The sequence below is a fragment of the Salinivibrio sp. MA351 genome (genome assembly GCF_001996065.1).
Classification (GTDB): Bacteria; Pseudomonadota; Gammaproteobacteria; order Enterobacterales; family Vibrionaceae; genus Salinivibrio; species Salinivibrio costicola.
The window spans coordinates 40,892-65,471 of sequence record NZ_MUFG01000012.1 but is presented as its reverse complement, the minus strand read 5'-3'; the positions used below and the strand labels follow the sequence as shown (position 1 = coordinate 65,471).

Here is a 24,580-nt window from a genome sequence, read left to right as displayed (position 1 = left end):
AACAACCGTGCAAGGCGTCTCCCAACAGACAAAACAGAGTTTAATGATGGAACTACTTAAAAATCTATTTGTGTCCGTAGTCGATACAGGTAACGGCCTCCTTTGGGGCAGCGTACTGATTTATCTTTTGATTGGCTTAGGCTTGTACTTCACGGTGCGATCAGGCTTCATTCAATTCCGTAACTTTGGCCACATGTTTAAACTGATGGCAGACAGCCGTAATGGCGCATCAGGCGGGATCTCGTCGTTCCAAGCATTCAGTACCAGTCTTGCCGCGCGTGTCGGCACCGGGAATATGGCGGGTGTCGCGGTGGCGCTGTACCTTGGCGGCCCGGGTGCTATTTTCTGGATGTGGCTAACCGCCCTGGTGGGTATGGCCACCAGCTTTGTCGAATCCACTCTCGCGCAAGCGTACAAAGTGAACCACAACGACAAAACCTACCGTGGAGGCCCAGCTTACTACATCGAAAAAGGCTTGGGTCAACGTTGGCTTGGGATTGCATTTGCCATTTGCTTGATTATCGCCTTTGGTTTGGCTTTTAACGGGGTGCAATCGAATTCTATTGCCGCAGCCATGGACACCGCGTTTGGCTTTAATGATCTCGCTGTCGGTGTCGGTCTGGCGTTGGTCACCGCACCGGTTATTTTTGGCGGCATGCGCTCAGTCGCACGCGTTGCAGAGCTGATTGTCCCCTTTATGGCACTGGCTTATTTATTGGTTGCCTTGGTCGTGGTTGCCATGAACATCGAACAGCTTCCCGCCGTGATTACAACCATTGTCAAAAGCGCATTAGGCTTGGAGCAGGCTGCAGGCGGTGCCATGGGCTATGCGATCGCACAAGCAATGATGCAAGGGATTAAACGCGGCTTGTTCTCAAACGAAGCAGGTATGGGTTCAGCCCCTAATGCTGCGGCAACGGCGACTACCAAGCCGAATCATCCTGCCGCGCAGGGCTACGTCCAGATGCTGGGTGTCTTCGTCGATACCATTGTCATTTGTACCGCGACCGCATCGATTATCTTGATCTCAGGCATGCTTGAGCCTGAGAGCGGCCTGACAGGTATTGCACTGACTCAAGAAGCCTTGGTCAGCCAAGTCGGTGATTGGGGCGCTGCCTTTATCGCCATCGCGATTCTGCTGTTTGCCTTTACCTCGATCATTGCCAACTATTCGTATGGCGAGTCTAACATCGAGTATATCTTTAAGTGTCGTAAAGCCATCTTGTTGTATCGTATTGCGGTGCTCGCAATGGTGCTGATGGGCGCGGTGATGGATCTGCCACTGATTTGGAGCTTTGCTGACTTATCAATGGGGATGATGGCCGTGATTAACTTGGTCGCGATTGCGCTGCTGTCTGGCGTCGCGTTCGCCTTGATGAAAGACTACGAAGACCAGCGTCGTGCGGGTAAAAACCCGACCTTTGATCGTACCAAATTCCCGAAACTGGATAAGCAAATCGATAAAGACGTTTGGTAATGCCAAGCCGATAGAACAAAAAAACCACCGGTGATTCGGTGGTTTTTTTATTGGGCTCACTTTTTAAGGCGATGAACTTACACGCTCAACCAATACCCGATTAACAGCGTAAAAACCAGACACGCGCCGGCGTAAAAACCCAACTCAATTTTACGCGCTGTCATATCTTCTGCTTCTTCCGGTTTGAGCGTCAATCCCCAATAGGCAAAGCCAACCGACGATGATAACAACAGCACCCCGAGACCGAATGCCAGCCCCTCTACTACGTGGATCAATGTCATTTGTGTTCCTCTTACTTTCCGTCACTGGCTTGTAGCACGCAAATTATACGCCTTGTCGACGAATACGGAAACTATACGAGAAACGTTCATTGTGTCTTTGTTTATTATCGCCATAACTCACTAATGGGCGTATCTGGCGAGAAGTCGTGTGCAATTTGTGCCTGTAGCAGTTCAGCAGTGGCGATTGCATCGGTAAGCGCATGGTGGCTTTGATAAAATGGCAACTGATAGCGCTGCCGACTGTCAGCCAAGCGAATCGATTCTGGCGGCCGACGGGCTATCCAGTCAGCGAAGCTACGCTTGCCGGTGCGATGCTTCCAGGCTTCTAATTCCATGGTATCGACCATGGGGAAAATAATGCCCTCGCCTAGCCGCTCTTTTATCGCACGATCCAAAAACTCGCGTTCAATCCGGCGATAATGCACCACCACCACTGAACCGGCCAGCGCACTGAGTAATGGCTCAATCACATGGGAAAAATCCGGTGCATTGACAATGTCGGAGTGCGTGATGCCGTGAATGACAATCGACGATTCGGCAAGTGGTCGGTTGGGGTTCACAATCCAATGCTGGGCCTGTTGGCAGCGAATACGATTGAGAGTAAAAGGCACTAAGCCAATACTGACAATCGCATCTTGCTGGCTATCGAGCCCAGTAGTTTCAAAATCAAGCGCCACAAACGGCACTTGCGAAACGGGCGTATCGGGTGACACCCATCCTTGCTGATAAAAGGCCTGCAAGGTTTCGTGCTGCACGGTCTCGCGTTTCGTGTCTAGCATCGCACGCCAGTCTACCTGGTCTGCATCCTCTTTTTTCCTAAGATTAAAGTGGAACATATCCTTCCTTTACGACCGATTGGGCTGATAGCGGAATTTCAAAAATTTCTGGGCATTACTTAAAATCTGAAAGGCGTCTTTTAAATTACGGCGCTCAAAGTCAGATAAGTTCTCCGGCTCAATATTGTTATCAGGTTCACGATCCGCTTCTATATCTAATGCTTGGTGACGGATCCTGACCATCGAAATAAACTCCATCGCATCGCGCAGATCGGGACCGCGGCCTTTGGGTAAGATCCCTGCTTCGATAATATCGTCTAAACGCTCAAACGAGTTTTGCGAGCGCGAATCGGTCGCCAATGCATGAACACGTATCAAGTCGGCTAAGGGCGCGGTACCACGCCGCTTTAAGTTAATCGAATTATTGTGGCGACCGTCTTGCTCCATGACAAAATCTTTAAAAAAGCCTAATGGTGGAGTGCGGTTCAAGGCGTTACGCGCCATGGACGCCAAAAAGCGATTATTGCGACGGGCGCGACGACCCACGAAAGCTTTAAGTTGTTCGGCCCAGTTTGTGCGACCATGCACCCCATCCAAGTCGAAGAAAATATTACTGTCGAGCAGTGAACGCGGGCTAGGATTATCTATCCAATCGGCAAAGCATTGCTCCCATTGTTTCAGCGTTTTACGCCACTCGGGGTTGGTCGCCATGATATTACCGGTGCAGTAGGTATAACCACATGCGTTTAGGCCATCAGAGACGCGCTTAGACAGGGCTTCAAAATACGCATTGTGTTGGCCATGATCGTAGTTGTCATCAAGGATAATTGCGTTGTCTTGGTCGGTGACAATCAGCTGCTCATCACGCGCCATAGAGCCCATCGCCAAAAAGCAATACGGCACAGGCGGCTCACCCAACTCTTCTTCGGCAAGCTCTAAAAGACGCTGCTTAAAACTGCGTCCAATCACCGACAGTGCCGAGCCAATCATATGCGAGTTGGCATCTTCATTGACCATGCGTACAAAGCAATCTTTGACCTGCTTAGATAAGATCACCAAATCCTCAACCGACTGCTGACGGAAGATACTCGCCACCAAGAACAAGCTGTTTTGCGACTCGTAGCGTGCAATATCAGACAAGGCAACCACACCAATCGGCTTGCCGTGTTGTAGCACCGGCACATGGTGCAAGTTGGAGCGCAGAATGGTCAGCATGGCCTCAAAAATATACGCATTATGATCCAAGGTAATCAACTGTGGCGACATGATCTCCTGAACCGGCGTTTCATAAGGCAAACCTTCTGCTAACACCCGGTTACGCAAGTCTCGATCGGTAATAATCCCCAGTACCGGTTTGAGCCCTGTTTCTGGATTGGGCTCATCACCCATGACCAAAATCGATGAGACGGTTTCTTGCGACATCACTTGCGCGGCATATTGCACGGAGTCAGTACTGGCAATCATCACCGGGTCGCGAATAATCAGTTTCTTCACTTTGGAGGTGGTGAGATCATTGGCTTCATTGTGGCTTGATACCGCTTGGCGCAAGCGTGTTCTATCTTCCACCTCGACAAAATCGGCAAAATGCTCAAAATCATCAAACAAGCGATTAAACGTGGCTTCCGGAATAAAATAGATCAAGGTGTCTTCAATCGCTTTCGCGGGCATCCGCACACGATTGTTCATCAATAGACCCATTTGGCCAAAAATGTCGCCCTCGGATATGCGGTTATACAGGGTGCCATTACGGCGAAACAGCTCGACAGCGCCGCTACGCATGATCGCCAAGTCGTGAATTTCGTCACCGTAAGCAAAAATATCGGTGCCTGCACGGAAATAACTGATCTCAATGCTGGTTGCCACTTCTGCGACCACCTCTTCGGGCATTGAATCAAATGGGGCGTACTGTGCAAGAAATGTTGCAATCTCGATTTGTTCAGCTTCCATAGCGCTCACCTAAACGTGCGATAATATCGTGGTAGGACACAGTGAATCAGGATGTCCGTTGGCTGTGACACAGTGTGCCGTATCACTTGCCATAAAAAAAGGCAGCCTCGAAAGCCTGCCTTTTCTATCTTAGCTAACTATCAAGCAGTTAGCACACTTCTTTATTTTGCACGCGGCTCAGAAGCAAGGCCTTTAAACAAGGAGAGCGTCGCCACCAGCAAGACCACCGCGAACGGGAAGCCCGTCGAGACCGCCATTGCCTGCAACGCAACAAGCCCGCCGCCGAGGATCAGTGCGATCGCGACCAGGCCTTCGAAGGTTGCCCAGAAAACGCGCTGCGATACCGGTACGTCCATTTTCCCGCCTGCCGAAATGGTATCTAGCACCAAAGAGCCGGAGTCAGACGAGGTAACAAAGAAGACAATGACCAAGATAATACCGATAAACGAGGTAATCTCTGCTAACGGCAACCCTTCTAGCATGGCAAATAAGGTCAGCGACAACTCTGCGTCAACCACTGCGGTATACCCTTCATTGACGAATTGGTTAATCGCGGTGCCACCAAATGAAGTCATCCACAATACGCTTGCGGCGGATGGGATCAGCAGCACACAGGTAATAAACTCGCGAACGGTTCGGCCACGTGAGACGCGGGCAATAAACATACCCACAAATGGAGACCAAGAAATCCACCATGCCCAATAGAACGCGGTCCAACCTTGGGTAAAGTTGGCATCCTCTCGGCCAAATGGCATAGCCAGCGCCGGCAGGTTCTGTAAATACGCCCCGAGGTTACCAAAGAAGCCGGTCAGAATCGCTAACGTTGGACCGACGATAATCACGAAAAGGAGGAGTAAGAACGCCAGGCCTAGGTTGATCTCAGATAAACGCTTTACCCCTTTATCCACACCCGCTACGACCGAAAAGATCGCCAACGCAGTAATGCCGATCACCAACAAGACTTCAGTGGTGGCCCCCAATGGTGTATCAAACAAATAATGCAAACCACCAGATGCTTGTGATGCACCAATGCCAAGCGAAGTAGCAAGACCAAAGAGCGTCGCGACGATAGCTAAGATATCAATCACGTGACCGGTCCAGCCCCAAATACGCTCACCAAACAGCGGATAAAATACCGACCGAATGGTCAAAGGAAGCCCTTTGTTATAAGCAAACAATGCCAAGCCGAGTGCTAATACGGCATAAATCGCCCAAGGGTGTAAGCCCCAGTGAAAAATGGTTGCCGACATCCCCAGTCGACGCGCGGCTTCGGTATCACCGGCGGCAGCCCCCAAAGGCGCCCAGTCGGTACGTAGACCATCAGTACCCGTTGCGGTCCCTTGTAACGCCGTTTGGAAATGGGTTAGTGGCTCAGAGACACCATAAAACATCAAACCAATGCCCATACCGGCGGCAAACAGCATCGCGAACCAGCCAGCATAGCCGTAATCCGGTTTGGCCTCAGTGCCCCCTAGCCGCACCTTGCCTAGTGGTGAGACAATTAGCACCAAGCAAGCGATGACAAAGACGTTACCGGTTAAAAGAAAGAACCAGTCGAGGTTTGCGGTTAACCAAGCGCGCATCTGCTCAAAAATCGGGGCCATTTGGTTTTGGAAAGCCAACGTCACAAACACAAAGGCCATAATCACCAAACCCGCGACCATAAATACGCGGTTATGAATATCAAAGCCAAACGGGCCAAACTTGAGGGCAACGTTGTCCTGACCGACCTGATAATCGGTGTCGATCGGGTTCACCTTCCCGTCCGGTGTCATCATATCTTCATGGCTTTTATCGCTCACACGTAAACTCCTTACTCCGTCTACTCGGCAACCTGTCATTATTGCTAAACGCTGCCTGGACGACACTCGATATCGAGGTAAACGTCAGCACGCAAAAAGAAGCAATGACAGAAAAGTCAGCAAGAATATCACACAAGATGAATAGGTGAATAAAGGGCTGGTGAGCTTGGCCAATGTTTAACCACTTCATAACGCTCCGTCTCGAGAGACGAACATTAGCGGCAAAGGGAGGCTGAAAAAAGAGGGCAATAAAACAGCGCTAACAAAAAAGAGGCAACGCATGGTGCGCTGCCTCTTTCATCATTGACTAGATTAACGATGTTTCGCTAACTAGCCTCGCGGCTCTGACATCAAGCCTTTAAACAAGGAGACCGTCGCGACCAACAGCACAATCGTGAATGGGAAACCGGTTGATACCGCCATCGCTTGCAGGGCAACCAAGCCACCGCCAAGGATCAGCGCAACCGCAACCAAGCCCTCGAAAGACGCCCAGAAAACACGCTGTGGTACAGGCACATTCACTTTACCGCCCGCTGAAATGGTATCAATAACCAATGAGCCCGAGTCAGACGAGGTCACAAAGAATACCATAACCAGGATAATCCCGATAAACGATGTGATTGATGCCAATGGCAAACCATCCAGCATCGCAAACAGCTTGAGTGAAAGCTCCGCATCGGCAACAGCGGTATAGCCTTCATTAACGAACTGACCAATCGCCGTGCCACCAAAGGCGGTCATCCAAAGCACACAGGCCGCTGAAGGGATGATCAGCACACAGGTGATAAATTCACGCACAGTACGACCGCGTGAAACACGCGCAATAAACATCCCCACAAATGGGGACCAAGAAATCCACCATGCCCAATAGAAGGAAGTCCAGCCTTGGGTAAAGTTCGCATCTTCACGGCCAAATGGCATAGACAGCGCAGGCAGATTTTGTAGATATGCCCCTAGGTTTCCAAAGAAGCCGGTTAAGATGGCAATCGTTGGACCCACGGCAATCACAAAGATCAGCAGCAACAGTGCCAAAATCATATTGATTTCAGACAGGCGTTTGACCCCTTTGTCTACCCCTGCGACAACCGAAAGGATCGCCGCGCCTGTGATACCCATCACCAGCAAGACTTCGGTGGTATCACCCAACGGCGTATCAAACAGGAAGTGCAGACCGGCGGATGCTTGTGATGCCCCCAAGCCTAGCGAGGTGGCAAGACCAAACAAGGTCGCAATGATTGCGAGAATGTCAATCACGTGCCCTGTCCAACCCCAAACACGTTCACCGAACAGTGGGTAGAACACAGAACGCATGGTCAAAGGCAAGCCTTTGTTATACGCAAACAGTGCCAAGCCTAGAGCCAATACCGCGTAAATCGCCCATGGGTGTAAGCCCCAGTGGAAAATAGTCGCAGACATACCTAGGCGACGGGCAGCTTCAGTATCCCCGGCTGCCGCCCCTAAAGGCGCCCAGTCAGTACGAAGGCCGTCAGCACCGGTTGCCGTTCCACCTAACGCGGTTTGGAAGTGCGTCAATGGTTCAGACACGCCATAGAACATCAAGCCAATGCCCATACCGGCCGCAAAAAGCATCGCGAACCAGCCAGGATAGCCGTAATCCGGTTTTGCCTCAGTACCACCCAATCGAACTTTACCCAGTGGTGACACAACCAGCACTAGACAAGCAACAACAAAAATATTACCTGCAGAAAGGAAGAACCAGTCTAGATTTGAGGTTAGCCATCCACGCAAATCCCCAAAAACAGGACCGATTTGGTTTTGAAATGCCAAGGTGACAAAAATGAAGGCCAAAATTGACAGCCCGGAAATCATAAATACTCGGTTATGAATATCAAAACCAAACGGGCCGAGTTTCAGCGCTACGTTATCCTGACCGACCTGATAGTCAGTATCGATCGGGTTAACCTTCCCGTCTGGTGTCATCATATCTTCATGGCTTTTATCGCTCACGAGTTAACTCCTTAGTCCGTTTATTCGGAAGCCTGTGAGTGTTGGTAGCGAGCTCATTATTTATTGATGTTTAAGCCATCTTTAACATCAATAAAAGATCAGTCATCACCACACAGTCGGCTACATTAACACATCTCGAAAATTTTTTAATTAGGGGCCTAACTAAATGTTCATTTTGTGACCACCCACTAAGAAAAAATCAGCCCGAATCCCGCGTCCTTACTCGCTCAGCGAGTTATTTGAACTCTTTATTTCAGAACTATAAATAATCGTGTCGCTAAGGAAATAGCACTATCCTTGGCCTATTCGAATCATAGCCGGGTTTTATTCTAGATGCCCATGAAAAATAGACACAGTCACCATCAACACTTTTGATGCAACGCAATCTTCACTCACAATGCTGATAGGAAGAACCCGTCTCGACACCTTTTATAACCAAGATGTCACGCATCATTTACGAGCCACAACACACCTTTTATCAATATAGACACAAATGCAATTAAATGAACACAAATAGGACAAAAAGTGACTCTTGTCACATTATTAAAATCGCGTACAATACCGCCGCAATCGTTTCCCATCCTAAGTTTAACGTTTGCGGAGCAACATCATGCAGTTTGGCATTGGCCTTTTGGGGATTAGTGTCCTCTTCCTTATCGCGGTTGTCTTTTCGGAAAATCGCTCCGCGATTAATTGGCGCACAGTGGGAGGTGCGTTCCTAATACAAATCGTCTTTGCTGGCTTTATCATCTCTGTTCCGCTTGGTCAGCGTATTCTAGCTAACGCATCAGAAGCCGTGTCGGCGATTATTAGTTTTGGCGATATTGGCGCTGAATTTCTGTTTGGTGATCTGGCTAAGTTTAAACTTGGTTTTATTTTCGCTTTTAATGTACTTCCCACCATCGTTTTTTTCTCTGCACTGATCGCTGTGCTTTACCACATTGGGGTCATGACTTGGATCATTCGCCTCATTGGTGGCTTATTGCGCCGCGTACTTGGCACTTCTCGCACTGAGTCCATGTCTGCCACGGCCAATATCTTTGTTGGCTCCGTTGAAGCGCCGTTGGTTGTAAAACCTTTTCTTTCTACCATGACTCGCTCCGAGCTGTTTGCTGTTATGGTAGGCGGGCTCGCCTCAGTCGCCGGCGGCACCATGGTGGGTTACGCAGGCTTGGGGGTAGAGATGAAATACCTGATCGCGGCTGCGTTTATGTCGGCACCTGCTGGGTTAATGATGGCCAAAATAATGGTACCGCAGACCGAATCCCCCATGAATCATGCTCAACACCAAGCGCTCGAAGACGATCAAGATAAACCAGTGAATGTGATTGATGCTGGCACGCAAGGCGCCTTGAGTGGCTTACAAATTGCGATGGCCGTGGGGGCCAGCTTACTCGCCGTGATCAGTATGATTGCGCTGATTAATGGTGGGTTAGGGAAACTGGGGCCTATTTTAAACTTGCCGCAACTAAGCCTTGAGTGGCTATTCGGCTACCTATTTGCACCAGTGGCTTGGCTGATTGGCATTCCCTGGCAAGAGGCGATGACAGCAGGCACCTTGATTGGTAAGAAAATTGCTGTGAATGAATTTGTGGCGTTTGCGGATTTTATGAACCTAAAAGGGGCGCTCTCTCCCCATAGCCAAGCCATTGTTACGTTTGCGTTATGTGGCTTTGCCAACCTCACCTCAATAGCAATGTTAATGGGTGGCTTGGGCGGCATTGTCCCAGAGCGCCGCGGTGATATCGCCAAATTAGGCATGCGCGCCATTCTTGCCGCAACCTTAGCCAACCTCATGAGTGCCACCTTGGCAGGGCTATACCTCTCCCTTTAATAGCAACATTGCTTTGTGTTTTCGTTATTTATCACCATGGACGGTGAGTCGCTTGTGGAGGCTCGCTAGCAAACCTCTGGGTCTGTTACACTCTTTCACTTTACATTAAGAGAGTTAAATCGATGCGATATCCTTGGGTGCTTTTTGATGCGGATGAAACCCTGTTTCACTTCGATGCCTTTGCGGGACTACAACGTATGTTTTCGCGCTACAATGTCAATTTTGACCATCACGCGTTTGCGGAATACTCAGAGCTAAACAAGCCTTTGTGGGTACAATATCAAGATGGTGAAATTGATGCTCATACGCTACAAACCGAGCGTTTTACGCGTTGGGGAGAGCGTCTTAACGTGGCGCCTGCAACATTGAACCAGGGTTTTTTAGATGCAATGGCTGAGATTTGCGAACCACTGCCAGGCGCGCGCGAGCTTATTAGTGCGATCAAGCCACATGCACATATTGGTATCATTACTAACGGATTTACCGCTCTCCAAGATATCCGCCTAGAAAGAACCGGGTTGAAGTCTGCGATTTCAACCTTAGTGATATCCGAGCAAGTGGGCATAGCCAAGCCGGACCCTCGGATCTTTGAACATGCCTTTGAAAAAATGGGAAATCCCCCCAAGGACAAAATCTTAATGGTTGGCGATAATCCACATTCTGATGTGCTGGGTGGCATGCGTGCAGGGATTGATACATGCTGGCTTAATAGCGATAACACACCGTCACCAGCAGGCATTACGCCAACCCATCAAGTCGAGTCACTTTTTGATCTAAAAGCATGGTTGATCTGAAAACGTGGTTGCTCTAAAAACGTGGTTGTGGTTAACCGAAAGGCATAAAAAAAGAGAGCGTAATGCTCTCTTTTTTATGCTCAATGACTCGTGGACAAGATTTGTCCACGATGGCTCACGAACAATGCTTAGCTATGGTCGCCACGTACAAAGGCTGCTTTTTCAGCGTGCTGGCCTTGATCTGTGTTAGCGACATAGTTGACTGAACGGCTGTTCTGGTTTTGTGCATGAATAAATACACGACCAGACTCGTCAGTGACTTTCGCATCCAGACCGGATTCGCTGGTCACTTTCGCACCTTCAACCGCTTGGCCTTGCTCGGTAACGGTTACCCAAGCGCCGCCTTCAGCTGGGGTGACATCGAGGTTTAAACCACCAGCCATTACAGAGGTTGAAGCGAGCGTCAGGGCGAAAATTGCTGCAAGTTTTTTCATGGTTATTTCCTCTTTCGTATCGGGTTGACTGCTATTAAACGCCAATAACGCGGATGCTTTGTCACCTCACTGTCTCTATTTTGAAAAATGGCTATTTTTTGAAAATGCTATTTTTCGCAGAAACTTGCTCACAAAGCATACTCCCTAGAATCGACAGCATGTTCGCGTTATTGCGTTGGAACGAGCACGAGATTACGCCGATAAAAGTGTGCGGACAATCACAATTATGCGAATGAGTTGTTCGAAAAATTTCACGTGAATATCAAGGCAATCAGGCGTAAAAGAAGGAATCGTGGCCAGGAATATTTTTGGCGCTGTGATCGGCTTCATCTCTCTCTTCGTTTTCTACAAGGCAGTCAATTAATCATTCCCAGGAAGTCACCAAGCGTTTGCAATGTTGCATCGCCGTCATGGTGGGGAGTAAAAAATGAAAGGGAGAACAATGATGTTAAAACAAACAATGACTAAATTTGCAGTCACTGCCACGTTCCTCGCAGGCATGGGCTCCGCGGTCGCTGCTCACCACAAGGGTGATCATGATATTGTTGATACTGCGATGAAAAATGATGACTTTTCAACGTTGGTCGCAGCAGTAAAAGCCGCTGATCTGGTTGATACATTGAAAGGTGATGGCCCATTTACAGTGTTTGCGCCGACCAACGCTGCCTTTGATAAGCTCCCAGATGGCACCGTAGAAACACTGCTGAAGCCAGAGAATAAAGACAAACTAACCGATATCCTCACTTACCATGTTGTCCCCGGTAAGGTCACAGCCGAGCAAGTTATGGGTATGTCATCAGCAACCACGGTGCAAGGTAGCGATGTGATGTTCAAAGTCTCTTACGGTGATGTGAAAGTGGACAACGCGACGGTGGTGAAACCCGATGTCATGGCGTCCAACGGCGTCATTCACGTGATTGATACCGTGATCATGCCGTAGTATTAATTCGGTTATCAACAAACTTCGCAATGATCAGAAAAGGCCTGCTCGAAAGCAGGCCTTTTGTATGGCTAGACATGGGGCTGACTCGTGATGAGTTATGCCGCTTGGTCTGTGTCTTTTTTCTGAAATTTACCCAATAAAGCATGATAGAAGTCATGATCAGACAAGGTACCGAGCAATTCACCATTTTCTACCAGCAATACAGGCGTATTGGTGTTATAGCGAATTTCAATCGCGTCACGCATCTCAATATCGGGTGAGGCCACAACAATGGTGTTATCGCCAACTTGTGAGAAATCGAGCGTGTCTTTGTCCCACTCAACCACACGCAATGGTTGATCGCCTGCGGTTGCAGAGAAAGTGCCACCTTGCTCAGCCGTGACCCAGATTTCACGTCGATCACAGATTTTCCAACGATTCTCAACGCGCGTTAAGTTATCAGCCGTTTTCATCATTGAGCGTCCTTTTAAGACATTCAATGGGTTAGTATGAGCCACAAAGTCACGGACGTAGTCAGTTTCTGGACGTAATACAATGTCTTCCGGCTTGCCATGCTGAATCAATTGGCCCGATTCCATAATCGCAATGTTGTTACCAATCTTTAACGCTTCATCCAAGTCGTGACTGACGAACAGAATGGTTTTATTGAGTTTTTTCTGTATTTCTAACAGCTCATCTTGCAACTGGGCTCGGATCAGTGGGTCAAGCGCAGAGAAAGGCTCATCCATCAGCAATATATCGCTGTCCATGGCAAAGGCCCTTGCTAAACCAACACGCTGCTGCATACCACCAGACAGTTCATGAGGATATTGGTTAGCCCACTCATCTAAACCAACGAGCTCCAATTTCTCAAGCGCTTGCTTGCGGCGCTCTTTTTTGCTGATCCCCTTCATTTCCAAGCCAAACGCCACATTGTCGACAACCGTCATCCAAGGCATCAAGGCAAATTTTTGGAACACCATAGAAGCACGACTGGTGCGCAAGTGACGCAATGTCTGCGAATCAACAGTCGCCATATCGACCATTTGATCGCCGTCGCGGACTTCGAGGCTACCACGACTAATAGGGTTTAAGCCGTTAACTGCACGGAGTAAGCTCGATTTACCTGAGCCTGAAAGGCCCATGAGCACACAGATTTCGCCTTCTTTAACATTGAGCGATACATTATCGACACCGACAACTTGTCCAGTTTGTTCAATAATTTCTGACCGAGAAAGGCCTTTATCCAACAGATCAAGTGCTGGCTGTACGTTATCGCCAAACACGACATCTAAATTTTTAATTGCGATTGCGTCCATGGTTACCTCTTATTCGTTGCCTTGGTTGGGTGCTTTACACAAGCGGTCAAGAATGATGGCGACCAATACAATCGCAAGACCCGCTTCAAACCCTTGAGAAATGTTCACTGTATTCAGTGCACGGACAACCGGTTTACCCAGGCCATCAGCCCCCACCAGCGCAGCAATAACCACCATCGACAGCGACAACATAATACACTGAGTCACACCTGTCATAATGCTTGGCAATGCCGCCGGCAATTCCACTTTAAACAACAATTTCATACGAGTGGCACCAAATGCACGTCCCGCCTCGACCAATTCTTCAGGCACCCGCGTGATCCCTAGATACGTCAGGCGGATTGGCGATGCGATAGCAAAGATAATGGTCGAAATAAGGCCCGGAACAATCCCTAAACCAAACAACACCAGCGTTGGGATGAGATACACAAACGGTGGTACAGTTTGCATTAAATCGAGCAATGGCCGCATAAAGGTGTATACCAAAGGCCGGTGCGCCGCCATTATCCCCAGCGGTATGCCAATTAATACGGAAATCGTTGTCGCGGCAAAAACCAGAACAAAGGTTTCCAGCATCTCTTGCCAGTAGCCCAGGTTGAGGATCAACAAGAGCGCACTCACAACAAAGATCACGATAGAAATTCGACGTTGCAGGTACCAAGCAAGGGCCGCGGTCATAAGAATCGGACCAGCTGCTGGCATCCATTTAAAAATATCGACCAATAGTGTGATGCTAGTATCTAACCCAATTGAAATCGCATCAAAAAAACCGGCGGCATTCATGGTCAACCAATCAACACCGCTTTCCATCCATTGACCGAGTGGGATCTTGTTATCTGTAATAATATTCACAATAAAACCTTAGGGGCGGCGTTAACACCGCCCTCTCCTTCTACACTTTTATAGTTACGCTTCAGTCTTTTTTAGGTATTCAGTGACCGCTTCAACAGCGTCTTTACCATCAACTGTGGTGACACCGTCTAGCCACTTGTTCAACACACTTGGGTTGTTGCGTAGCCATTCACGTGCAGCCATTTGTGGCTTCTCACCGTCGTTGAGGATTTTGCCCATCATTTCGTTTTCCATCTTGAGACTAAACTCAAGATTCTCGAGCATTTGACCCACGTTTGCGCACTGCTCGACATAGCCGCTACGTACGTTGGTATGAACCGTGGCACCGCCATAGTTCGGGCCGAAGTACTCATCGGCACCAGATAGATATTTCATATCAAAATTGCTGTTCATTGGGTGCGGGGCCCAGCCGAGGAAGGCAACCCATTTGTCACGACGAACGGCACGTGAGACTTGCGAAATCATGCCCGCTTCACTGGACTCGATTAGGCGGAAATCACCCAGATCAAAGTCGTTGGTGTCGATCATTTTTTGAATTTGCGTGTTGCCATCGTTACCGGGTTCAATGCCATAAATGCGTGAATCAAATTTGTCAGCATATTCCGCGATATCTGCAACACTCTTCACACCGGCATCGTACACATATTTAGGCACAGCTAAGGTGTATTTTGCCCCCGTTAGGTTAGCGCGAACGCTATCGACAGTGCCGTTATCAATGTACTTCTTAATATCGCCTGTCTGTGTTGGCATCCAGTTACCGAGGAATACGTCGATGTCGCCCGACGCCAGTGATGAGAAGGTCACAGGCAGTGACAGTAAATCTGTCTCTGTGGTGTAACCCATGCCTTTAAGCACTTCCGTGGTGATAGCCGTCGTTGAAGTGACGTCTGTCCAACCGATATCCGAGAAACGCACGGTTTCACACTGATTCGCTGCAGCGCCGAACGCCATCATTGAGCTCAAGCCAACGGCAGTCATCAGCGTTTTGGTGGTTTTACGTTTATTCATTGACATATTAGTTTCCTTGTAATGCTTACTAATTAGTTTCTAGTGTGTGCTCACCCTTGGGTGGCATCGTCACTCTGCGCGTTTTGATTGCGTTGCTTGTCTTGCCACTCAGCCGCAATCCATACTGGCACCTGCTCGGCAGGTAAGAGTGGCTTCTCAAGGATCATGTCAGCGGCGCGCTCCGCTACCATGATGGTTGGGGCATTCAGGTTGCCATTAGGAATCGTCGGGAAGACAGAGGAGTCCACCACGCGCAACCCTTGAATTCCACGCACGCGGCATTGCTCATCGAGCACCGCCATTGCGTCGTCTTCGGCGCCCATTTTGCAAGTACACGATGGGTGATAAGCACTTTCCACATTCTCTTTCACCCAACGATCGATCGCTTCATCCGACTGAACATCCTTACCCGGCTGGATCTCATCACCACGGAATGCGTTCATCGCGTTTTGATCCATAATTTCGCGGGTTAAACGAATGGTGTCGCGCCAATCTTGGCGGTCTTGCTCAGTCGTAATGTAATTAAATAAAATTGCCGGCTTAGCATGCGGATCGGCAGACTGAATCCGAACATGGCCGCGACTTTCTGGTTTATTAGGGCCAACATGCACCTGGAAGCCATGGCCATCAAATGCCGCTTTACCGTCATAACGCATAGCAGCAGGCAAAAAGTGATACTGCACGTTTGGCCACTTCAGTCCTTCGCGTGAGCGAATAAAGGCGCAAGATTCAAAATGGTTGGTCGCGCCCAAGCCTTTACGGGTCAGGATCCACTCGGTACCAATCATGCCTTTGCTAATAAGGCCCAGTTTGCTGTTCAGCGTGATGGGTTGCTTACAATGGAATTGAAAATACACCTCGAGGTGGTCTTGCAAATTTTCACCGACGCCCGGCAGCTCGTGCTGAACATCAACACCTGCACTTTCGAGCACGTCACGCGCACCAATACCGGATAGCTGTAAAAGCTGAGGCGACCCAACAGAGCCGGCACTAGAGATCACTTCTTTATCCGCCATCACATGCTCGATGTTGCCGCCTTTTTCAAATTCCACACCGACAGCACGCTTGCCTTCTAGCAAGATACGGCGCGTCACCACGCCTTTTTTCAAGGTGAGGTTGCTACGCTTCAAGGCACGGCGCAGATAGGCGTTTGATGTTGAGGCACGCACACCTTTATCGACGGTCATGTGCATTGGGCCAAAGCCTTCTTGCTGATAACCGTTGTAATCTTTGGTTTCTGGATACCCAGCTTCCACCCCTGCATCAATAAAAGCTTGATACAAAGGGTTTAATTTCATGTCGTTACCGTTGCAAGTGCCGACAGGACCGTTACCACCACGGTAGGTATCTGCCCCGCCTGACCAACTTTCAGCACGCTTAAAGTACGGCAAACAGCTAGCGTAATCCCAGCCATTGGCACCATGCTCAACCCACTCTTCATAGTCACAAGCGTGACCACGGACATACACCATGCCATTAATCGATGAACTGCCACCGAGCACTTTACCGCGGGGACAATGAAGTTCACGTCCGTCAAGGCCTGGCTCTGGCAATGTCTCGAACTGCCAGGCATAGCGCTTGGTGTTCATAGGAATCGACAAAGCCGTCGGCATTTGGATAAAAATACTCTTATCGGTACCGCCCGCTTCAAGCAGTAGCACTTGATGTTGGCCAGATTCGGTCAGCCGATCGGCCAATGCGCAGCCGGCCGAACCCGCGCCGACGATAATATAATCGTAGCGTTGTGACATATTGGTCGCTCCGTTAGAAATTAGGCGTAAGGGCTGGCGAAGTCGCCAAGCTCAATCAGGACACTCTTGGTTTGGGTATAATGTGTGAGGGTTTCGACACCATTCTCACGACCGACACCTGAGTGTTTGTAGCCACCAACTGGCATTTCTGCGGGTGAATCACCCCAGGTGTTGACCCAGCAAATACCGGCTTCAAGCTGATGAATAATGCGGTGAGCACGCGATAAATTCTGCGTAAAGATACCTGCTGCTAAGCCATAATGGGTATTGTTGGCACGGGCAACGACTTCTTCCTCATCAGAAAAACGCAATACCGACATCACAGGGCCAAAAATCTCTTCACGCACGTGCGCCATGTTGTCATCACAGTCTGTAAAGATGGTTGGCGCGACAAAGTTACCCTTATCAAGCCCGTTCTCAGTGACGCGATAACCACCGGTCAGCAAGGTTGCACCGCTTGCTTTTGCCGTTTCAATCGCCGTCATCACTTTATTAAGGTGTTCAGTCGAGATCAGCGCACCGACCTGGGTGTTCATATCGGTTGGGTCACCGATAACGAGCTTTTCTGTACGCGCTTTCAGTTGCTCAACGAAGGCGTCGTAAATGCTGTCGTGAACAAATACACGGGTGCCGTGTGTACACACTTCGCCTTGGGTATAGAAGTTCGCGACCATAGCTGCCGATACCGCATTATCAAGGTCTGCATCATCAAACACGATACAAGGTGATTTACCGCCTAGCTCCATAGTGACCGACTTGAGTGTTTTAGCCGCGTCACCCATGACCGTTTTACCGGTTCCGACTTCACCCGTGAACGAGACTTTGGCAATCTCAGGGTGTGCAGTCAGCATTTGGCCCACACGGTAGTCACCTTGAACCACATTAAACACACCGGCTGGCATCCCTGCTTCGGCAAAAATTTCTGCCAGTTTTAAGGCGGTTAGCGGTGTTTCTTCAGACGGTTTGAAAACCATGGCATTACCAGCGGCCAATGCTGGTGCTGACTTCCACATCGCAATCTGGATCGGATAGTTCCAAGCACCAATGCCCGCACACACGCCAAGTGGCTCACGACGGGTATAGAAGAATTGGTTCTCAGAAAGCGGTTGTTGCTCGCCCTGCATGGACGGGACAAGATTGGCGAAATACTCAATTGCATCCGCACCGGTGACCACGTCAACCTCGACCGCTTCTTGCATCGGCTTACCGGTGTCGAGTACTTCGAGCTTCGCTAATTCATCATTACGCTCACGTAACAGGGCAACGGCTTTTAGTAGAATGCGGCTACGCTCCATCGCTGTCATACGCGACCAAACTGCAAAGCCTTGTTTGGCAGCATCGACAGCCGCTTGTACATCGTCTGCCGAAGCTTGATCAATTTGTGCAAGCGTTTCACCCGTGGCCGGGTTGACGGTTGCAAAGTGCTCGCCACTGGTTGCAGCGGTCAGTTGGCCATTAATAAATAGCGTTTTCGCGTCCATAATTAATCCTGAATTCTTTTGTATTCGAGTGTATATGTCAGGCGTTTGCGGCCTTAGCTCTGAGGACGACCATAAAAGGTCAATTGCTTATCCAAATAATCATTGATAATGGTCCGAGCGTTGTTGGCATCAATACCTTTAGGGTTCAATGCACCGCGCAACCAAATACCATCGATCAACGCCGCAATCCCCTGAGCGACCATCACCGCCTGATCAAGCGGCAATAATGCACGTAGCTCAATGCGCAAATGCGACAGTAGGCGCTTTTCGTTCACGCGTTGTAAACGGTATAATTCATCATCATGCATGGCATACGACCAGAACGCTAACCACGTTTTAACCACATCAGATTTGGCCTGAAACCCTTCAAAGTTGGCGTTAATGATCGCGTTAATGCGCGCCTGATGGTGGTGGCGTGGGGTTTCACGCAATGCGCTAATCACCGTCGCCGATAGCTCACGTAGAACCACGCGCATGGTTTCTTCTAGCAAGCCATGCTTACCACCAAAATAGTGGTTAATAATGCCTGTTGATACGCCGGCTTCCTTACTAATCAAAGAAATCGTGGCTGCATGCAGCCCTACTCGACCGATAACCGTCATCGTGGCCTTAACCAGCTGCGGTTTCCGTACTTCCGGCATCCCTACCTTAGGCATTACGTCTCCATTCGTTTTTTTAATTGAACGATTAGTTAAAGATAATCTTACACGCTAATCATTAGATCTCAAACATTATTTTTAACCAATTCGCTACACCCCACCCCACGAAAAAACAGCTAGATAAAGCAAAAACAATGATTTAAGTCAATTTTAACCTCACTCTTTTGTCACCTAATTGTTTGTACTGATAGCAGTATTTATCACCAAATCGTGCAATAAATGACCACAATTACAACTATCATAAGCGATTATTAAGGGCCATAAACAAGAGAAGCGCTATGATTTAGCCTCACTCATTACCAGCGACATCATTACCAAAAACGCTAGAAAGCGTAAAAAACCAACGAAAACCTGCTCATATCGCCGATCATCAGATAAAATAAGACAAAAATGGAATCGAGTACCAAGCTCTAACGTAATGGTCTCAGAAAAAATTAGGTCTTTGCTTGATAGACAGGAGAGCTAATCCAGCGAGATGTAATATTTAACGCCACCAATGTTTAGGGTGACTACCTTTTTTCGCGTTAATGACAAATATGTAGAGATAAAAAAAGCGCCCAGGCCATCACAAGATGGACTGGGCGCTCATAAAACAGTTAAACGGCTAACGGTGAGAGAGATTACTCGTAGTTAAGATCCGTTGCTTTACCGGAGAACACACGATAGACAAACACGGTGTACAGGAAGATCATCGGCAACACAAACATGGCACCATAACCCACAATCAATAAGGTACCTGGTGCACTCGCTGCCTCTTGTGCTGTCATTACTCCTGGGACGATGTCCGGAAAGAAACTATAGGCCAAGCCAAAAAAGCTTAATGCGAACAAGAATATCGCGCCAATGAATGGGAATTGGTATCCCACGTCATTTTCAACCGGTACATGACGTAAATATCGGTCGACCAGCACCATAATCGCCAGACACACTAATGGAACGGGGGCGAGAAGCAAGATCTCAGGGAAGCCAAACCAACGCGCGGCAACCGTTTCACTTACCAGTGGGTTCACAATACTAATGGCTAAGACGCCTAGCGCGGCTAACCAACCACCACGACGCGACCATTTAGCCGCTCGCTTTTGTAAATCGCCTTCAGTCTTCATCACCAACCAGGTTCCGCCGATATAGATGTAAGCTGCGGTCACACAAAGGCCACTTAATAAGGCAAACAAGTACGCCCCGATGCTTTCATCAAATGCCAACACATAACGGCCTATCATGTAGCCTTGGGTCATCGCTGCAATAAAAGAGCCGGCTTTAAAGCAACGATCCCAGAGATCTTTGCGTTCAGGCCGCACCTTGGCACGGAAATCGAAGGAGACCCCGCGCAAGATTAATCCCGCTAACATCACTGAGGTCGGCAAGTATAGCTCAGTCAAAATCAAGCTATGTGCGGTTGGGAATGCAATCAACAAAATACCAACCGCCAACACTAACCACGTTTCGTTGGCATCCCAAAAAGGGCCAATCGATGCAATCATGCGATCGCGCTGTGCTTGGTTACAGCTCGGGAGCAACATGCCAACCCCGAGATCGTAGCCATCTAATACGGCATACATAAATACCGTAAACCCAAAGAGCAATAGATAGATTTCAGGTAAATGTGGTGTGATGGTCATACGTTCACCTCTTTAGTTGACTGCGCGGTGTTTGCGTCGTCAGATTGATACTCTGGCAAACGTTTTTTCGCCAAGAAGAACAGGGTTCGAATGTAGGCCACCATCAACACGGCATAGAGGGTGAGATAGATGGTTAATGAAATCCCTACATTAGAACTGGCGACTGTCGTCACCGCATCCGCCGTCTTCAATACACCTTGAACAAGCCAAGGCTGACGACCAATCTCAGTGACATACCATCCCGATAAGGTAGCGACCCAGCCTGAGAAGGTCATCGCCACAAGCCCCATCAGATGCCACTTAGGCATTGGCTGGTTTCGCCATACACGGTACGCGGTGTACCAGCTCACCAGCAACATGAGCACACCTACGCCTACCATGATTCGAAAACCAAAGAAGAGTGGTTTCACCGGTGGATGATACTCAAAGCTTTCCAAGCCTTTGATTTCACCATCGAGTTTGTGAGTCAGAATCAAACTGGCCAAATTCGGAATACCGATTTCATAGTCGTTTGAACGTGTTTGTTCGTTAGGTACCGCAAAAAGCAGTAATGGCGCGCCTTGCTCGGTCTCCCAGACCCCTTCCATCGCCGCAATTTTCTGCGGTTGATGTTCTAGGGTGTTTAACCCGTGCATGTCGCCGATAAAGATTTGCAGTGGGATCAAAATAGCGGCCGCTGTAATCCCCACTTTCAGTGGCTTGTCTGATACACCGGACGTGGGTGATTTCAATTTCTGATAGGCGGAAATACCGGCAATTAAGAAAGACGCGGTCAGCCCTGACGCTAATAGCATATGGCTTAAGCGATACGGCATTGATGGGTTAAAAATAACCTCGAACCAGCTGGTTGGGTGGACCACCCCTTCAATGATCTCAAAGCCGGTTGGTGTGTGCATCCAGCTATTGAGTACCAGGATCCAAAAAGCAGAAATCGTGGTACCAATCGCCACCAGCAAAGTTGCTAGCGTATGCACCCAGTTAGGCACCCGATTTTTACCGAATAACATCACACCGAGGAAGGTCGCTTCCATGAAAAACGCCGTCATCACCTCATAGCCCAATAAAGGACCCGCAATGTTGCCAACTTTTTCCATGAAGCCCGGCCAATTGGTGCCAAACTGAAAACTCATGGTAATACCAGAGACCACCCCAAGCGCAAAGGTCAGCGCAAACACTTTGACCCAGAAATAATAGGTGTCGAGCCAAATTTGCTCACCTGTGCGATTGTGTCTGAATTTGAAAAACACCAGCATCCATCCGAGTGCAATCGTGATGGTGGGAAAAAGAATATGGAAGCTGATGTTGGCCGCAAACTGCATTCGCGACAACATTAATGTATCTAACATGACATTACCCTCAGGACGTTACTTACCCGATTCTTCGTTGGACTTGCTGTGAAACAACTTGCCCGACAGCTCAAGAAGCCGACCGACACTGCTACCCAGCTTCATCAAATTTTTCAGATGCTCAGGTTTCATTTGCTGCACATCATCAAACCAATGGTTGAACAGCTCCAAAAGATCGTGGATCTCATGTAACTGCGTCACCGCGTGACTGTCTGCGTCGTCTTCGCTTCGCATAAAATGTGAACGCAACATCGATAAGGTGGGGTCGACTTCTCGCTTTTTCCTTTCAGCAAGCACCTGCTGCGCCAACTCCCAGATAGTGCCATTGGGCACGAAGTAATCCTTTCTATCTCCGGGGGTACGCTGTGAACGGATTAAATTCCAGCCTTGCAACTCTTTGGTTGCCATACTGACGTTGCCGCGAGAAATGTTGAGTGCAGACACAATGTCGTCAGCGCTTAAAGGATGTTCGCTTAGCACAATCAGCGCTAGCATTTCACCGACTGAGCGATTAAAGCCCCAACGGCTTCCCATCTCACCAAAGTGCATCACGACGTTGCGTAATTCTTGTGACAACTCCATTTTGATCTCCCTCACAATGCGTCTGAGGGATAATACGGAGTTTCTTTGCGTGGGATCAATGAAAATTTGGAATTTTCAGAAATTATTGAAAATAGAAAAGCACTTTAGTTACAAACTGTAAGGATGCTTTATGAAAATGTTACACAGGCTGCCATGTGAACATGATCTTAATCACAAAGAATACGTAAGAACGCAGGGAAAAGGAAGCACGGCGACGCATAGATACACATAATTATTGTGTTTCTAAACATGACTCAAAACAGCAAAAATCACAGGCTACGCTAGATTCCATGATGACATGAGAGAAAAGATCAAACGCAACAAACGTTGCACTCTATAATAAGCACATGTGCGTAAACTTTTTGCACAACAAGTTGAATACGCTCATACCTAACCAATGAACAGAAGGAAGTTTGCTGTCATGTTCAAAAAGACACAGCGAGAATTGGATACCTGCCAAACGGAAAAAGCCGCACTCCAAGCTGAGCTCGATGCCATCAATACACATATTGCGACTATTACCTTCTCGCCTGACGGCACCATTACTAGTGTAAACGATAAACTCCTAAGTATTATTGGTTACGGTCGTGATGAGGTTATCGGCCAGCATCACCGCGCGGTTTGTTTCGAAGAAACCGTTAATGACCCAAGTTACCAACAATTTTGGCAATCACTCGCGCAAGGTAAACCACAGAAAGGCATATTTCGTCGCCGCCATCAGCATGGACAAGAAATTTGGATGGAAGCGACTTATGTACCGATCAAAGATACCAGCGACAAAGTAGTCAGCGTTCGAAAATTGGCAGCGGATGTCACTAAACAGCACAAAGAGAGCTTACGACAACAATCTATTCTGGCTGCTATCGATCGTTCATTGGCGGTGATTGAATTTGAACCTGACGGCACAATTGTTCGTGCAAATGATAATTTCCTGGCCGCGGTGGGCTACCAAGCACGAGAAATTGCAGGCCAGCATCATGAGATATTTTGTGATCACGCGTTTTATGAAGATAACCCAAACTTCTGGGCATCACTAGCCAGCGGCCAATTCACGTCTGGCCAATACTTGCGTCGTGATAAACATGGTAATGAAGTTTGGCTCGAAGCAACGTATAACCCCGTTTTTGATGTCAATGGTAAAGTCTACCGCGTGATCAAATTCGCGACTGCAGTCACTGATGCAGTGAAAAAAAATCAAGCCGTTAATCAGGCGGCAGAGCTTGCTCAAGCATCATCAGAACAAACACTCAAGCATAGTGAAAACGGTAGCGCCTTACTACAAGAAGCCGTTCAGCTATCGCAAAACGTCACCGACCAAGCTGTCGAAGCCGCTAATCAGGTAAATCAGCTCAGTGAGCATGCACAGAGCATTGAAAACATCGTCACCACGATCAAACAAATCGCCGAACAAACTAACTTGCTCGCACTCAATGCAGCGATAGAAGCGGCGCGCGCGGGTGATCAAGGCCGTGGATTCGCGGTTGTTGCCGACGAAGTTCGAGGTTTATCACAACGCACCAGCAAGTCCACCACAGAAATTGCCGATGTCGTCGATGAAAACCTACAACTGATCAAAGGGGTGAGTGAGGCAATGGAAAGAGTCACTGAACAATCAACCATGGGGCAAGAAAAAGTCACCGCAGCCGATAACGTGATGAGTGATATTCACGCAGGTGCAGAAGAAGTGTCGGCAACCGTTCGCGGTCTCACACATTAAAAGTAGACCTT

At 48.6% G+C, this 24,580-nt stretch carries 20 protein-coding genes; 5 read left to right on the top strand and 15 right to left on the bottom strand.

Annotated features, from left to right (window positions below; genetic code table 11):
• Positions 1-46 precede the first annotated feature (46 nt).
• Positions 47-1,477 carry an alanine/glycine:cation symporter family protein gene (locus BZG78_RS08485; protein WP_077660943.1) on the top strand — a complete coding sequence of 477 codons (1,431 nt, stop codon included), beginning with the start codon at positions 47-49 and terminating at the stop codon, positions 1,475-1,477.
• Positions 1,478-1,554: 77 nt separating this feature from the next.
• Here BZG78_RS08485 and BZG78_RS08480 read toward each other — a convergent pair whose 3' ends face one another.
• From BZG78_RS08480 to BZG78_RS08460, 5 genes are all read right to left on the bottom strand, one after another.
• Positions 1,555-1,758, bottom strand: a complete 204-nt coding sequence (locus BZG78_RS08480; RefSeq protein ID WP_021022497.1) for a hypothetical protein — start codon at positions 1,756-1,758, stop codon at positions 1,555-1,557.
• Between the two features lie 104 nt (positions 1,759-1,862).
• Positions 1,863-2,594 (bottom strand): 3'-5' exonuclease, encoded by a 732-nt coding sequence (locus BZG78_RS08475; RefSeq protein WP_077575881.1) that lies wholly within the window; start codon positions 2,592-2,594, stop codon positions 1,863-1,865.
• A gap of 9 nt (positions 2,595-2,603) precedes the next feature.
• Positions 2,604-4,481: a DUF294 nucleotidyltransferase-like domain-containing protein gene (locus BZG78_RS08470; protein WP_021022499.1), complete on the bottom strand. Its 1,878-nt coding sequence runs from the start codon at positions 4,479-4,481 to the stop codon at positions 2,604-2,606.
• A gap of 161 nt (positions 4,482-4,642) precedes the next feature.
• Positions 4,643-6,259 (bottom strand): BCCT family transporter, encoded by a 1,617-nt coding sequence (locus BZG78_RS08465; RefSeq protein WP_242413005.1) that lies wholly within the window; start codon positions 6,257-6,259, stop codon positions 4,643-4,645.
• Between the two features lie 354 nt (positions 6,260-6,613).
• Positions 6,614-8,251, bottom strand: coding sequence for a BCCT family transporter (locus tag BZG78_RS08460; protein WP_077660941.1), 1,638 nt, complete (start codon positions 8,249-8,251; stop codon positions 6,614-6,616).
• Positions 8,252-8,861: 610 nt separating this feature from the next.
• Here BZG78_RS08460 and BZG78_RS08455 point away from each other — a divergent pair.
• Both BZG78_RS08455 and yjjG read left to right on the top strand, forming a co-directional pair.
• Complete coding sequence (locus BZG78_RS08455; RefSeq protein ID WP_021022502.1) at positions 8,862-10,085, top strand: NupC/NupG family nucleoside CNT transporter; 1,224 nt, start codon at positions 8,862-8,864, stop codon at positions 10,083-10,085.
• A gap of 122 nt (positions 10,086-10,207) precedes the next feature.
• On the top strand, positions 10,208-10,879 hold the full coding sequence (gene yjjG, locus BZG78_RS08450) for a pyrimidine 5'-nucleotidase (protein ID WP_077660940.1): 672 nt from the start codon (positions 10,208-10,210) through the stop codon (positions 10,877-10,879).
• A gap of 128 nt (positions 10,880-11,007) precedes the next feature.
• On the opposite strand, the gene BZG78_RS08445 is transcribed toward yjjG, so the two are convergent.
• Positions 11,008-11,313 (bottom strand): hypothetical protein, encoded by a 306-nt coding sequence (locus BZG78_RS08445; RefSeq protein ID WP_021022504.1) that lies wholly within the window; start codon positions 11,311-11,313, stop codon positions 11,008-11,010.
• 499 nt (positions 11,314-11,812) lie between these two features.
• Here BZG78_RS08445 and BZG78_RS08440 point away from each other — a divergent pair, with 499 nt between their 5' ends.
• Positions 11,813-12,253: a fasciclin domain-containing protein gene (locus BZG78_RS08440; protein WP_242413004.1), complete on the top strand. Its 441-nt coding sequence runs from the start codon at positions 11,813-11,815 to the stop codon at positions 12,251-12,253.
• A 98-nt stretch (positions 12,254-12,351) separates the two neighbouring features.
• Here BZG78_RS08440 and choV read toward each other — a convergent pair whose 3' ends face one another.
• The 9 genes from choV to BZG78_RS08395 all read right to left on the bottom strand — a co-directional run bounded on the left by choV (position 12,352) and on the right by BZG78_RS08395 (position 22,852).
• Complete coding sequence (choV, locus tag BZG78_RS08435; protein ID WP_077660938.1) at positions 12,352-13,554, bottom strand: choline ABC transporter ATP-binding protein; 1,203 nt, start codon at positions 13,552-13,554, stop codon at positions 12,352-12,354.
• A gap of 9 nt (positions 13,555-13,563) precedes the next feature.
• Complete coding sequence (choW, locus tag BZG78_RS08430; RefSeq protein ID WP_021022506.1) at positions 13,564-14,406, bottom strand: choline ABC transporter permease subunit; 843 nt, start codon at positions 14,404-14,406, stop codon at positions 13,564-13,566.
• A gap of 54 nt (positions 14,407-14,460) precedes the next feature.
• Positions 14,461-15,420, bottom strand: a complete 960-nt coding sequence (locus BZG78_RS08425; protein ID WP_077660937.1) for a choline ABC transporter substrate-binding protein — start codon at positions 15,418-15,420, stop codon at positions 14,461-14,463.
• 44 nt (positions 15,421-15,464) lie between these two features.
• Positions 15,465-17,165 (bottom strand): choline dehydrogenase, encoded by a 1,701-nt coding sequence (gene betA / locus BZG78_RS08420; protein ID WP_077660936.1) that lies wholly within the window; start codon positions 17,163-17,165, stop codon positions 15,465-15,467.
• Between the two features lie 20 nt (positions 17,166-17,185).
• Complete coding sequence (betB, locus tag BZG78_RS08415; protein ID WP_021022509.1) at positions 17,186-18,646, bottom strand: betaine-aldehyde dehydrogenase; 1,461 nt, start codon at positions 18,644-18,646, stop codon at positions 17,186-17,188.
• Between the two features lie 53 nt (positions 18,647-18,699).
• Complete coding sequence (gene betI / locus BZG78_RS08410; RefSeq protein ID WP_021022510.1) at positions 18,700-19,302, bottom strand: transcriptional regulator BetI; 603 nt, start codon at positions 19,300-19,302, stop codon at positions 18,700-18,702.
• Positions 19,303-19,925: 623 nt separating this feature from the next.
• Positions 19,926-20,918 carry a cytochrome d ubiquinol oxidase subunit II gene (cydB, locus tag BZG78_RS08405; RefSeq protein ID WP_101494530.1) on the bottom strand — a complete coding sequence of 331 codons (993 nt, stop codon included), beginning with the start codon at positions 20,916-20,918 and terminating at the stop codon, positions 19,926-19,928.
• A gap of 2 nt (positions 20,919-20,920) precedes the next feature.
• Positions 20,921-22,270, bottom strand: coding sequence for a cytochrome ubiquinol oxidase subunit I (locus BZG78_RS08400; protein ID WP_021022512.1), 1,350 nt, complete (start codon positions 22,268-22,270; stop codon positions 20,921-20,923).
• 18 nt (positions 22,271-22,288) lie between these two features.
• Positions 22,289-22,852 carry a MarR family transcriptional regulator gene (locus tag BZG78_RS08395; protein ID WP_021022513.1) on the bottom strand — a complete coding sequence of 188 codons (564 nt, stop codon included), beginning with the start codon at positions 22,850-22,852 and terminating at the stop codon, positions 22,289-22,291.
• 421 nt (positions 22,853-23,273) lie between these two features.
• On the opposite strand from BZG78_RS08395, the gene BZG78_RS15655 reads away from it, so the two are divergent.
• The gene (locus tag BZG78_RS15655) at positions 23,274-24,569 is read left to right on the top strand and encodes a PAS domain-containing methyl-accepting chemotaxis protein (protein WP_108743375.1); all 1,296 of its coding nucleotides are present in this window, start codon (positions 23,274-23,276) and stop codon (positions 24,567-24,569) included.
• Positions 24,570-24,580 lie beyond the last annotated feature (11 nt).

Bases quoted from the DNA above. Each gene is read 5' to 3' on its own strand.
- BZG78_RS08465 (WP_242413005.1), bottom strand. From the start codon at position 6,259: ATGATGACACCGGACGGGAAGGTGAACCCGATCGACACCGATTATCAG.
- yjjG (WP_077660940.1), top strand. From the start codon at position 10,208: ATGCGATATCCTTGGGTGCTTTTTGATGCGGATGAAACCCTGTTTCAC.
- betA (WP_077660936.1), bottom strand. From the start codon at position 17,165: ATGTCACAACGCTACGATTATATTATCGTCGGCGCGGGTTCGGCCGGC.
- choV (WP_077660938.1), bottom strand. From the start codon at position 13,554: ATGGACGCAATCGCAATTAAAAATTTAGATGTCGTGTTTGGCGATAAC.
- BZG78_RS08440 (WP_242413004.1), top strand. From the start codon at position 11,813: ATGGGCTCCGCGGTCGCTGCTCACCACAAGGGTGATCATGATATTGTT.
- BZG78_RS15655 (WP_108743375.1), top strand. From the start codon at position 23,274: ATGTTCAAAAAGACACAGCGAGAATTGGATACCTGCCAAACGGAAAAA.
- betB (WP_021022509.1), bottom strand. From the start codon at position 18,646: ATGGACGCGAAAACGCTATTTATTAATGGCCAACTGACCGCTGCAACC.
- BZG78_RS08475 (WP_077575881.1), bottom strand. From the start codon at position 2,594: ATGTTCCACTTTAATCTTAGGAAAAAAGAGGATGCAGACCAGGTAGAC.
- BZG78_RS08425 (WP_077660937.1), bottom strand. From the start codon at position 15,420: ATGTCAATGAATAAACGTAAAACCACCAAAACGCTGATGACTGCCGTT.
- BZG78_RS08485 (WP_077660943.1), top strand. From the start codon at position 47: ATGGAACTACTTAAAAATCTATTTGTGTCCGTAGTCGATACAGGTAAC.
- BZG78_RS08470 (WP_021022499.1), bottom strand. From the start codon at position 4,481: ATGGAAGCTGAACAAATCGAGATTGCAACATTTCTTGCACAGTACGCC.
- BZG78_RS08395 (WP_021022513.1), bottom strand. From the start codon at position 22,852: ATGGAGTTGTCACAAGAATTACGCAACGTCGTGATGCACTTTGGTGAG.
- betI (WP_021022510.1), bottom strand. From the start codon at position 19,302: ATGCCTAAGGTAGGGATGCCGGAAGTACGGAAACCGCAGCTGGTTAAG.
- BZG78_RS08400 (WP_021022512.1), bottom strand. From the start codon at position 22,270: ATGTTAGATACATTAATGTTGTCGCGAATGCAGTTTGCGGCCAACATC.
- BZG78_RS08445 (WP_021022504.1), bottom strand. From the start codon at position 11,313: ATGAAAAAACTTGCAGCAATTTTCGCCCTGACGCTCGCTTCAACCTCT.
- BZG78_RS08455 (WP_021022502.1), top strand. From the start codon at position 8,862: ATGCAGTTTGGCATTGGCCTTTTGGGGATTAGTGTCCTCTTCCTTATC.
- BZG78_RS08480 (WP_021022497.1), bottom strand. From the start codon at position 1,758: ATGACATTGATCCACGTAGTAGAGGGGCTGGCATTCGGTCTCGGGGTG.